This is a genomic window from Vibrio tarriae, from assembly GCF_002216685.1.
Taxonomy (GTDB): Bacteria; Pseudomonadota; Gammaproteobacteria; order Enterobacterales; family Vibrionaceae; genus Vibrio; species Vibrio tarriae.
The window spans coordinates 559,083-571,522 of record NZ_CP022352.1 but is presented as its reverse complement, the minus strand read 5'-3'; the positions used below and the strand labels follow the sequence as shown (position 1 = coordinate 571,522).

Below are 12,440 nucleotides of genomic sequence, written 5' to 3'. Positions count from 1 at the left end.
CGATCTTAGTGAACACGATGAGAGAGGATTGTTAGGATCCATAAAATTAGGACGTAGAAGAAAAACGTCGCTTATAGTGTGAGGGAGAAATGCCATGCAACCGAGAAAAGGTATGCGCGAAAGTGCTTTGATTGGAAAATCCCGTCAATTCGGCAATTTGCCCCAAATTGAGCCGACCTTGCTCAATCAGCTTTTTCGCCATATCGACGCGCTTATTCAACACATATTGATGTGGAGTGAGCCCCATCTGTTCTTTGAACAAAGCATGGAATTGGCTTTCACTTAAGAACACGCTTCCCGCCAGCTGCGCAACGGAAATACGGTGCGCCAAGTGCTGCTCGATATAGCGATCCACCACTTCCATATCAAAACGGGATTCTTTATGCGCACTGGCAAGCGCGCTGATGTGGCGCTGCAAAAGCGCAACGACCGTATCGTTACAAGCTCGGCCAAGCAGAAGATCATCAGGACTGGCTTGCATCTCCTGCACCAGCATTTGAATTAAACGTTGGATCTGACCATCGAGTTGAAAATAGACATCGCCCACCGCAAGTTCATTCAGTTTACGCAGCAATAACGGATCATCATCACTCGGAATCGGCATATTGAGCACCAGAATATCCGACTGCCCCACGACACCACCAAACGCATGATCAGACCCCGATGTCACCACACAACCCTGCCCGGGCCCGACAATATTCCCCATACCACGTACTTCAAATTCAGCTTGCCCTTTCAAACCAATCACAATTTGCGTGTAACTATGATCATGGCAAGCCATATGCGAAGGCAAAGTGATCAATTCTGCTGGTTTAGGCGACAAAACTTTGGCAATGGAAGAAGCCTTGCCAGCCTCTGGGGCATTCGATTGAGCCATTTCAACCTCATCGGGTGGTATTTGCGCGGCCATGGTATCTCAAATTGTTCCAAAACGAAATCACTCCCATTTAGAGGCATTAATAACCAATTACACACATATTGATTAAAAATCTTGGCTGCAATTGGGTTCAATTCTCATCTCGGAACAATGATCAAGTGCACATAAATTACGGTCAATGTGTACTCAATTAAAAAACGTTAAAGTAGATCGGAAAACTCAGCTTGCATATTTCTCGAATCTGCTCAAAATAAAAATGCTTAGATCTAAAGTTCAAAAAATCAGTCACCTAGTGCACAGATTTGTGATGATTTCTGACTAAGCGGAATAATATTTGCATTAATAATTCAGCTATCTACAAAGCTGTCAAAAGTTTGTCTTTCCCACTTTATGTGGCTAAACATAAATATGTTGCAGGGACCTATGATTAAACGTCGCATCCCAGCGCTTTTGCTTGCGCTATCCCCTTTATGGGTATCTGCATCGGTGTACGCAGAGGAGGTCACTCAAGCTGACCCCGTTGCGGCTATCGATGAGAAATTGAGTAACAAACAGAATGAAATCAACGCGATCCTCACCGACTACGAGGTGGAGAGCGGTAAACTGCAACAACTGAAAAACGAGCAGAGTCGATTGAAACGTGAAGGCGAAGAGTTAGACGCCAAGCGTAATCGTGCTAAGTCAGAGTTGGACAAACAGTATACTCGCCTTCTTGAAGATCCAGACACTGACCTAGTCACCTTTCAAAAACGCTACCAAGAAACGTGGAATGCGCTCAAATCAAATCAGTCACAAAAGCTCGACAACGAACAAGCAGTGACTGAAATTGAAATGCGTCTGTCGCAAATCAAACAGCGACAAGCACGTTTGGATACTGAGCTGACCAATTTGGAAGAAGCCAAAATTGAGGCTCGCGTTAAGCGTTTAGCGGCAGAACTGCGTGAAAGTAGCGTGTTGGAAACTACCTTCAAGACGACCTGTTCAACCACCATGACACTGGGTGAATGTGCTAATCAGGGTCAATACCTGACGAAGCAAAAAGCGGTGAAAACCTTCCGCGACAATCTCATCAATGATGTCACTGAATCGGCGATTGCGAAACAAAACTTAAAAGGCGTTGAATTCAATATTCACGTTCAAGAGAGCCAAATGATCCGCTCGGGTTTTGAAGGTAATAACGAGTACTTCACTCAAATGCAAGCTCAGCTACAAGCAAAACCAGAAGCTGTAGCGGCGTGCAAACTGCTGAATGTGGAAACCCGTTACTGTTTAAAGGGTGAGTCAGAACAAGCGGCGCCCAAGAAACAAGATAAACAGTGGGCGAACGTGACAGTGCGCTCTGATCAATACAATGATTCTGTGACCATTAATGGCGTCAACTATGGTAGTACCCCTGTTGAGCTCGTATTGCCAGCGGGTAAACACCAAGTCACCGTATCAAAAGAAGGTTATGAAACCTACAATCGTGTGATTACGGTCAATAGTAATGACACGGTATGGGTAAAACTCAGACCAAACAAAGACAGCTAGCCGCACAAAAATCCAACGATTTCTTGTCGGAATTCACAAACCTGTCGATAAAACGCCATTTTGTCACTAAGTTATTGAAAGATGACTTCTGACAAAATGGCGTTTTCGTTTAGAATGCTCATAACTTAGACTTAATTTCCTAACTTGAAGTAGACCACCATGCGACAAGGGATTCCCGCTTTATTATTAGCACTTTCACCTTGCTTAATGGCAGCACCAGTGCTAGCAGAAGAAGTCACCTCTTCTGTTCTTGCCATTGACGATGCGCTGTTTGGCAAACATACCGAGCTGCAAAATGCCACGGATGCGGCCAAGCTTCAAAAAGTGGCCGTCGGTAACCAACAGGCCGAGCTCAATCGCTTGACTCAGCAAGCGAAAGCTTTGGATGCGGCGTTAAAAGCAGCCAAAACGAACCTTGAGCGTGATTATCAAAAAATGATTGATGAGCCAGATCTCGACATCCAGCCATCACAAAACGCGTATCAAGCCGCATGGGCTCAGGTCAAACAGAACCAAGTCGCACGTTTGGATGCTGAACAAAAACTGCAAGAGATGCAGTCAGTATTGGCACAATACCAGGTACAACAGCAGACCATAGAGCAGAGTATTGCACTACTCCAACAAGACAAAATGCGCGCCCGCGTGGATAGACTGCGCGAGGAGTTGCAACGCTCTGGTGAGCAAAAAGTCAGCTTCACCAATCTGTGTAGTGCGGATATGACTTTTGCGCAATGTAGCAAACAAACCACGGATTTGGCGTTGCAGAAAGCGGTAAGCCAATTCCAACTTTGGCTTATCGATGAAAGCAGTGAATCCAACACGATCAAAGCTCAATTGAGTAATGTATCACTCAATATTCATCTGCTAAAACATGACGTGGTCGATTCTGGCTTCTATGACGGCATGCGTTTTCGAAGCATAGTGAATGCCCAATTTGAAGCTCGCCCTGCAGAAAACACGCCTTGTAAGCTCTTGAATATTGACTCGCAATACTGCTTTGCACCGGGTCAAGGTGATATATCACAGCAACAACAAGAGGTAGCTTGGATTAACTTAGCCATCCGCTCCAATCAACATGGTGATCGAGTGACCATTGGTGGTGTCAATTATGGCAGTACTCCGGTTGAAATATTGCTGCCTGTCGGTAAGCATAAAGTAAGAATTGAAAAAGAGGGCTTCCGCACTTTTGAGCAAGAAGTCAACATCACCTCCGATCAAACCATACGGGTTAATCTACATGAAAAGGCCAATCCTTTACGTGTCGGGCAAAAATTTGCCGATTCAGGGAAAGGTAAAGTCAGCGCTCCTGAGGTGATCACCATTCTACCGGGGCAGTATCTGTTGGGTGAAAATGCCGCCAAGCAATACAACCTTGATCATGCTTTCGCACTCAGCTCAACGCCAGTCACGGTTAGCCAGTTTGAAAACTTCGTTACTCAAGCCAAATATAAAACTGATGCTGAGCTCAAAAACCTCTGTATTTCGGTGAATGAATCGGAAATTGCTCCGGTATCAGATAGCGATTGGCGCAACCCAGGTTTCAAACAGAGTAAAGATTCCCCCGTCGTGTGTGTTAGTCAGAATGATGCCAAAGCTTATGCTCGTTGGCTTTCCAAAGAAACGGGCTTTACGTACCGTTTGCCAACCGAAGAAGAGTGGGAGATCGCCGCTCGTGCAGGCAGTAAAACCGATTACTGGTGGGGCAATAAATTTGGTGCTGGTAAAGCCAACACCGGGTGGGCAGGAACCTCTTGGTCTAACAAAAGTACCTCCCCAGTCAAAGCCTTCGCTCCTAACGCCTTAGGGTTTTACGACATGGTAGGTAATGTTTGGGAATGGACTGGCGATTCACGCGGTTTGGCCAAAGGCGGCGCTTGGAGCTTCTCGCCTGAAATGGCAAAAGCCTATAGTGAGCTCTTTGTTGGCCCAACGACAGCGGCCAATTATGTCGGTTTCCGAGTGTTGCGCGAGCTGTAATGTTTACTCGAACAATCATGCATAAAGGGGGGATTTCCCCCCTTTTTCATTTGTACCGCGTTCGGTAAAGTACAAATCAGAGCATGAGTTGCATGACTGATGCTTGGTATCAATATGATACCTCTGTGTATTCAGCAGACCCTCGCTGGATTCATGGAACCTCTTCTACACGTCGACAAGATATGTTTCTTGTATTTATGCCAGCCCGTCTTCAGGCTGGCTTTTTTTCATCCAAACAGTCCCAAAACAGGCAAGATCAGCTTACAACAAGAAATGCTCTTGGTATCATATCGCCGCATTTCCAACGGAGGATATGGCGTGCCTAACCATCTGACATTAGAGCAGATTTCTTTATTCAAACAATTACCCGGTTATTGGGGATGCAAGGACTTAAACTCGGTTTTTGTGTATGCCAACCAAGCCTATGGCGAATTGATCGGGTTAAAGCGCGCCGAAGATTGCATCGGGCGCACCGATTTCGACATGCCTAGCCCAACGGCAGCCTGTGCCGCCGACTTTCAACAGCAAGATCGCTATGTGATTGAAACGGGGCACTCCGTCAAAGTGCTTGATATTCACCCCTACCCCGATGGTCACTGGCATGCGCATATTTTTACTAAGACGCCTTGGCATGATAACCAAGGTAAGATCCAAGGCACCATTTTTTTCGGGCAGGATTTAACCGACACAGCCATTCTAGAAGTCGGTCATTGGGTATGCCGCGCAACCGGGTTATCCACCTCCACCACTTTTAAATCGGTCGCCGATCGCGATACGTTGAAATTGACCGCCCGTGAATCCGAAGTTCTGTTTTTGCTCTTGTATGGCAAAAAGCCACAACACATTGCACGAGTGATGGGGATCTCGATTAAAACCGTGGAAGGATATGAAGCCAAACTACGCAGTAAATTTGGTGCATTAAGCAAAGATCAAATGATTGATCTCGCGTTGGATAGGGGATTCGGCTCGGTGATCCCGAAGACCTTGCTTAGAAAACAGCTTTCCGTTGTGTTGAGCGATCACACAATACCCAAACGGCTTGAAGTTGCAGCCCAGTAAGCGGCAACTTCAAGCTTATTGATTGGGGTTTATGGCGCAAGTCTATCCACAGACCAAACGTCACCTTCTCGCGAATATAAGAAGCGGTCATGCAGGCGATGCTCACCACCTTGCCAAAACTCCATACTTTCAGGCTTGATGCGGTAGCCACCCCAGAAGCTAGGCACAGGAATCTCACCGTTTGCAAACTTCTGCTTAAGCTCAAGATACTTACCTTCCAACACTCCACGAGCGGAGATTCGGCTACTTTGATGGCTGGCGATTGCCGCTATCTGGCTCTCTTTCGGACGCGACATGAAATACTTCATGTTTTCCAAGGCGGTGAGTTTTTCCGCCACACCAGTGATATGCACTTGGCGCTCCAGCGGATGCCACGGGAAATGGAGGCTGATTTTGTTGTTGTGCGCAATATGCTGCGCCTTGCGACTGCCCAAGTTGGTGTAAAACACAAAACCGGCATCATCGACATTTTTCAGTAACACGATACGCTGAAAAGGTTGCCCATGTTCATCTACCGTCGCGACCGTCATCGCGGTTGGATCGGACAAGTTAGCGTCAATCGCCTGCTGTAACCAAAGATTAAACTGGTCAATTGGGTTGGCCTGCAAATCTTTTCTTCTTAGACCACCATGAATGTATTCGCGGCGAATATCTGAAAGATCCATTTCTGCTCCTCACTGATTTTTGCCCGATTGTGCGCCTATCCCGCTGATAACTCAAGCGAGCAAAGATATGCCAAGCACGTCAAAATAAGATCACAAATTCTAAAAATTAAGTAATTTATTAAAATGCCGAATAGGCCTTTCGTCGCAGATAGCATATCCTTAACAATTATTAGCCCACGTAATAAAATCAACCGACTATCAATGGTGTGAACAGGAACCACTCATGAGCAATCGCAGTTATAACAAGCTCACCACCGAAGAATTAGACTATGTGGACGATAAAACCGCCGCACTGCTGCTCAATACGCCGCACAGCGCACGAATTATTCTCTGGATCATGGTGGCATTTTTTATTCTAGCGCTCGCTTGGGCCTCATGGGCAGAAATCGATAAGGTCACGGTCGGCCAAGGGAAAGTGGTTCCCTCCTCACAAGTGCAAGTCATCCAAAACTTGGAAGGGGGACTGGTTAAGCAGATCCTCGTCCGTGAGGGGGAACAAGTTCAAAAAGGCCAACAACTTATTTTGATTGACGATACACGCTTTCGCTCCGATTTCCGCGAGCGCGAGCAGCAAGTTGCAAACTTAACCGCCAGTGTTCTACAGCTTTCCGCCTCGATTTCGAGTGTGATTATCGATGAGAATTTTGAAGAAAAAAACTGGTCCAACAGCGTACGTCTTGATTACAGTAAGCTCGCTTTTCCTCCTGTATTGAGTGATAGCCAACCGGATTTGGTTGAACGTCAACGAGATCAATACCGCCAAGATCTCGATAACCTGCGCAACCAATTGTCCGTTCTCTCTCAACAAATCAAGCAAAAACAACAAGATTTGATTGAATCAGAAGCGCGGATCATCAACCTTCGTCAAAGTTATGATTACGCGAAAAAAGAGCTCGACATCACTGAGCCACTCGCCAACGAAGGCGTAGTGCCGAGAATTGAACTGCTGAAGCTACAACGCCAACTGAATGATACTCGCCGAGAATTAACCTCCACTGAGCTAAAAATTCCTGTACTCAAGTCAGCAGTACGTGAAGCGATGCTCAGTCGAATTAATGCTGCGCAAAAATTCCGAACTGAACAGCAAGATAAACTCAACCAAGCGCAAGATAAGCTTTCGGCGCTCACCGAATCGGCGGTTGGACTTGAGGATAAAGTGAATCGTACGGTGGTGATTTCCCCCGTAACAGGCACCGTCAAAACTCTCTATGTGAATACAGTGGGCGGCGTAATTCAACCGGGGATGAACATCATCGAAATCGTACCGACTGAAGATACCTTGCTGGTCGAAGCTCAAATTGCACCGCAAGACATTGCGTTTCTGCGCCCAGATCTCCCCGCTATTGTGAAGTTTAGTGCTTATGATTTCACTCGCTATGGTGGCTTGGAAGGCACGCTCGAACACATCAGTGCCGATACCACACAGGACGAGGAGGGGAATAGCTTCTATCTGGTTCGAGTACGAACCAAAGAAACCACTCTAGGCCATGATCAGAACTTGCCGATCATCCCGGGGATGACTGCCTCCGTCGATATTATTACCGGTAAAAGAACCGTGCTGGATTATCTGCTGAAACCAATTTTAAGTGCGCAAAGCAATGCGCTGAGAGAATAGCCCGCCCTATGAAACGTTGGATTGTGCTGTCTCTGGTTATTTGTGCCTCCTCATTCTCGCTAGCGCTCAATACCAAAGAGCAGCAGTGGGTAAATGCGGTGAAGGCAACGTATGGCCAGCGAGCAGGCAAACGCGTCGAAACATGGCGTCGCAAGATGGCAGAGCTTGCTTCCACATCGGAGCAAGAGCAATTAAAAGAAGTGAATGCCTTTTTTAATCAGCTCAACTTTGTCAACGATATTCACCTATGGGGCTCTAAAGACTACTGGGCGACCCCGTTAGAGTTTCTCGGCAGTAACGCGGGAGATTGTGAAGATTTCACAATTGCGAAGTATTTCTCGCTGTTAGAACTCGGTGTATCAGATAAGAAACTTCGTCTCGTGTATGTTAAAGCTATTGAGCTAAATCAATTTCATATGGTGTTGGCGTATTACTCTACCCGAGTGCCGAACCGGTGATTTTGGACAATATAAACCCACAGATTAAACCCGCTTCGAAACGCAAAGATTTACTGCCGATTTACAGCTTTAACGGTAAGAATTTGTGGTTAATGAAATCGAATAACGGCCAACTTGCTGGGGAGTCGTCGAGACTCAGTTTGTGGAATGACTTAAGAGCCAGAGAGCGCTCACTAAAATTAAATAAACCTCTAGTTAGCTATGATGAGTAGGCACTATGACGCTATACAAACAACTAGTCGCAGGGATGATTGCGGTGTTTATTCTGTTGTTGATTTCGGTTTTTACTATCGAATTCAACACCACTCGCAACAGTCTCGAGCAACAACAACGTTCTGAGGTCAACAACACCATAAATACGGTGGGTTTGGCTTTAGCGCCTTATTTGGAGAAGAAAGACACCATTGCGGTAGAATCAGTGATCAATGCGCTATTTGATGGCAGCAGCTACTCGATCGTACGTCTAATTTTCCTCGATGACGGTACTGAAATTCTCCGCTCCTATCCAATCGAACCTAATGACGTGCCTGCTTGGTTTACTCAGTTAAATCTGTTTGAACCTATCCATGATCGGCGCGTCGTGACCAGTGGCTGGATGCAGTTGGCGGAAGTGGAAATCGTCAGCCATCCTGGGGCGGCTTACGCTCAACTCTGGAAAGCCTTGATTCGTTTATGTATCGCGTTTTTAGCCATTTTAGTGATTGGTATGTTTGCCGTCGCCTTCATTTTGAAACGCTCTCTGAGACCACTACAACTGATCGTCAACAAAATGGAACAGGTCGCCAACAACCAATTTGGTGAGCCGCTACCACGCCCAAACACACAAGACCTGATTTATGTGGTAGATGGCATCAATAAGATGTCCGAACAAGTTGAAAAGGCCTTTAAAGCGCAAGCAAAAGAAGCGCAACAGTTGCGTGAACGCGCTTATCTTGACCCAGTGTCTCACCTCGGTAACCGTGCTTATTACATGAGTCAATTGAGTGGTTGGCTCGCTGAAAGCGGTATTGGTGGCGTGGCTATCTTACAAGCAGAATTCATCAAAGAGCTTTATGAAGATAAGGGCTATGAAGCGGGCGATGGCATGGTTCGCGAATTGGCGGATCGCCTTAAACATTCAATCACCGTTAAGGATATCTCGATTGCCCGTATCTCCACTTACGAGTTCGGTATCATTATGCCGAATATGGATGAAACCGAACTCAGAATTGTCGCTGATAGCATTGTGACTTGTGTGGAAGACATTAACCCCGATCCAACGGGCATGGCGAAAGCCAATCTATCGCTCGGAGTGGTCAGCAATAAACGTCAATCGAGTAGTACGACGCTCCTTTCTCTGCTGGATAATGCCTTGGCAAAAGCAAAAACCAATCCAGATTTGAGTTATGGCTTCATTAGTGGTGATACTGATAAGATCATTTTAGGTAAAAAACAGTGGAAAACTCTGGTTGAAGAGGCAATCCATAACGACTGGTTCACTTTCCGCTACCAAGCTGCCAACAGCAGTTGGGGCAAAACGTTCCATCGCGAAGTATTTTCTGCATTTGAGAAAGATGGGGTTCGTTATACCGCAAACCAATTCCTGTTTGCCCTTGAACAGCTCAATGCTAGCCATATTTTCGATCAATACGTGATTGAGCAAGTGATCAGCCAGCTTGAAAAAGGTGAACAAACGGAACCACTCGCGATCAACATCGCGCAAGGCAGTATCTCTCAGCCAAGCTTTATCCGTTGGATCAGCCAAACCTTAAACAAACATCTTTCTGTAGCCAACTTACTGCATTTTGAGATCCCAGAAGGCTGTTTCGTCAATGAACCGCATTACACCGCGCTATTTTGTAACGCGGTACGTAACGCAGGGGCAGATTTTGGGGTAGATAACTACGGACGTAACTTCCAATCTCTCGACTACATCAATGAATTCCGTCCTAAGTACGTCAAACTGGATTATCTGTTTACTCACCATTTAGATAATGAACGTCAGAAATTTACCCTTACCTCTATTTCGCGCACCGCGCACAACTTAGGGATCACCACCATTGCATCACGGGTTGAAACACAAACTCAGCTCGATTTTCTTTCAGAACATTTTATCGAAGTCTTCCAAGGCTTCATTGTTGATAAGTAACCAAGGTCAGAGGCATGCAAGATACGTTACTCAATTCGCTGGTTTACGTAAGCCGTTATTATGGTTTAGCGAATTCTCCTGAAGCACTGATCAACGGCCTACCATTGGCTGACGGCAAGCTCACGCCTTTTCTGTTTCCTCGCTCGGCAGAAAGAGCTGGGCTAATCGCTAAAGAAAACCGCGCGCCGTTAGGCCAAATTCCCCATCTGGTTTTTCCTGTGGTATTACTGCTCAAAGGCGGTGAAGCTTGCGTACTCAGTAGTATCAACCAAGAAACACAAGAGGCTGAAATTGTCACCGCTGAATCGGGATTGGTGCCTGTCGCCTACTCGATCAGCGATTTAGAAGCGATGTATATTGGCCGTTACTTTATGGTCAAAAAGCAGTTTCGCTTTGATGAGCGTTCACCGGAAGTCTTGAAACCAAGAGATGGGCACTGGTTTTGGAGCACCATTTATAAATCCAAACACATTTATCGTGATGTGTTGATCGCATCACTGCTGATTAACTTATTTGCGATTGCCGCCCCGATGTTTTCACGGATTGTGTACGACAAAGTCGTCCCCAACTTGGCTTTTGAAACCTTGTGGGTACTCTCTAGCGGCATCTTAGTGATCTTTTTGTTCGATTTCGTGTTCAAAATGCTGCGCAACTACTTCATTGATGTCGCCGGAAAAAAGTCGGACATTCTGATCTCTTCCAAACTGTTTAGCAAAGTGATGGGCATCCGTATGGAGGCTCGCCCACCTTCGGTTGGTGCTTTTGCACGCCATTTGCAAGAGTTTGAATCGATTCGTGAATTTTTTACATCCGCGACGATTTCTTCGCTGATTGATCTGCCATTTGCCCTGCTCTTTTTAGTGTTGATCTGGTTAATGGCTGGACATTTGGTGTGGGTGCCCGTCGTCGGTGTACTGATTTTGGTGATTTACTCGATTCTCATTCAAAGCCGCTTAAAACGGGCGATTGAAGAAGGCTCAAGACTCGCCTCACAAAAGTATGCCAACCTCATCGAAAGCTTAGCAGGACTAGAAACGGTGAAGCTGTTTGGCGCGCAAGGACAGTTCCAGTACCGCTGGGAAGAAGCCGTAGCGCACATGGCTAACTGGAACATTAAAAGCCGTCGTATCACAGATAGCATTCAAAATACCGCAGGTTTTGTGCAGCAAGCCGCCAATATTGGCATGATCATTGTTGGGGTCTACCTGATTTCCAACGGTGACCTGACCATGGGTGGACTGATTGCCGCGACTATGCTGAGTGGCCGCGCGATTGGCCCTTTAGTGCAGCTCTCACTACTTTCAACCCGTTACAACCAAGCCAAATCATCCATGACCATCATTGAACAAGTGATGTCGATGCCAGATGAACAAGAAGAAGGTAAACGCTATATCCACCGTCCCATCATTCAAGGCAAGATTGAGCTGGACCGAGTCACTTTCCACTATCCGAACTCGCCTATCGCGTCCGTCCGTGATTTGAGCCTTACCATTCATCCGGGTGAAAAAGTGGCGATTATTGGTCGAATTGGTTCGGGTAAAACCACGCTTGAACGCTTGATCATGGGACTGTACAAACCGACTGAAGGGCATGTGCGAATCGATGATACGGATATCTCGCAGCTGCATCACATCGATATTCGCCGCAATATTGGTTGTGTACCGCAAGACAGTGTGCTGTTTTATGGCTCGATTCGCGACAACATTACCCTTGGCCGCCCACTCTCCGATGATCGTGAGGTGATGGATGCTGCCAACCGAGCGGGGGTTACGGTATTTACCCAGCAAGATCCTGCGGGGCTGGAACGCCAAGTAGGTGAAGGAGGTATGCTGCTTTCGGGTGGTCAACGTCAATCGGTTTCGATTGCGCGCGCTTTTCTTGGCCGCCCTCCCGTTTTGTTGATGGATGAACCCACCAGCGCGATGGATAACCGCTCAGAGATGCACATTAAGCAGCAACTTAGCCAACTAAAGCCTGGTGAGACGCTGATCCTTATCACCCACAAAACCTCGATGCTGGATGTGGTTGACCGCGTGATTGTGATGGAGAAAGGCTGCATTATTGCCGATGGTCCAAAGCATGAAGTGCTAAATGACCTGCGCCAAGGTAATGTACGCGCAGTGCAATAGAT

At 46.6% G+C, this 12,440-nt stretch carries 8 protein-coding genes and 1 pseudogene; 7 read left to right on the top strand and 2 right to left on the bottom strand.

Annotated elements, in window-relative coordinates; translation table 11 throughout:
• Positions 1-46 precede the first annotated feature (46 nt).
• A complete protein-coding gene (locus CEQ48_RS03085) occupies positions 47-910 on the bottom strand; it encodes an AraC family transcriptional regulator (RefSeq protein ID WP_089070186.1) in 864 nt (287 codons plus the stop codon).
• Positions 911-1,300: 390 nt separating this feature from the next.
• Here CEQ48_RS03085 and CEQ48_RS03080 point away from each other — a divergent pair, with 390 nt between their 5' ends.
• From CEQ48_RS03080 to CEQ48_RS03070, 3 genes are all read left to right on the top strand, one after another.
• A complete protein-coding gene (locus tag CEQ48_RS03080; RefSeq protein ID WP_181710682.1) occupies positions 1,301-2,407 on the top strand; it encodes a PEGA domain-containing protein in 1,107 nt (368 codons plus the stop codon).
• Between the two features lie 159 nt (positions 2,408-2,566).
• Complete coding sequence (locus CEQ48_RS03075; protein WP_089070184.1) at positions 2,567-4,384, top strand: SUMF1/EgtB/PvdO family nonheme iron enzyme; 1,818 nt, start codon at positions 2,567-2,569, stop codon at positions 4,382-4,384.
• Between the two features lie 318 nt (positions 4,385-4,702).
• Entirely contained in the window at positions 4,703-5,443 is a 741-nt protein-coding gene (locus tag CEQ48_RS03070; RefSeq protein ID WP_089070183.1) for a helix-turn-helix transcriptional regulator, read from the top strand.
• 29 nt (positions 5,444-5,472) lie between these two features.
• Here CEQ48_RS03070 and pdxH read toward each other — a convergent pair whose 3' ends face one another.
• Complete coding sequence (gene pdxH / locus CEQ48_RS03065) at positions 5,473-6,108, bottom strand: pyridoxamine 5'-phosphate oxidase (RefSeq protein ID WP_089070182.1); 636 nt, start codon at positions 6,106-6,108, stop codon at positions 5,473-5,475.
• 223 nt (positions 6,109-6,331) lie between these two features.
• Between pdxH and CEQ48_RS03060 the strand changes: the two genes are divergently transcribed.
• The 4 genes and pseudogenes from CEQ48_RS03060 to CEQ48_RS03045 all read left to right on the top strand — a co-directional run bounded on the left by CEQ48_RS03060 (position 6,332) and on the right by CEQ48_RS03045 (position 12,438).
• Complete coding sequence (locus CEQ48_RS03060) at positions 6,332-7,723, top strand: HlyD family type I secretion periplasmic adaptor subunit (protein ID WP_089070181.1); 1,392 nt, start codon at positions 6,332-6,334, stop codon at positions 7,721-7,723.
• A gap of 8 nt (positions 7,724-7,731) precedes the next feature.
• Positions 7,732-8,393 (top strand): annotated as a pseudogene (locus CEQ48_RS03055) (transglutaminase-like cysteine peptidase).
• Positions 8,394-8,398: 5 nt separating this feature from the next.
• Complete coding sequence (locus CEQ48_RS03050) at positions 8,399-10,309, top strand: bifunctional diguanylate cyclase/phosphodiesterase (RefSeq protein WP_089070180.1); 1,911 nt, start codon at positions 8,399-8,401, stop codon at positions 10,307-10,309.
• Positions 10,310-10,323: 14 nt separating this feature from the next.
• Entirely contained in the window at positions 10,324-12,438 is a 2,115-nt protein-coding gene (locus CEQ48_RS03045) for a type I secretion system permease/ATPase (protein WP_089070179.1), read from the top strand.
• Positions 12,439-12,440 lie beyond the last annotated feature (2 nt).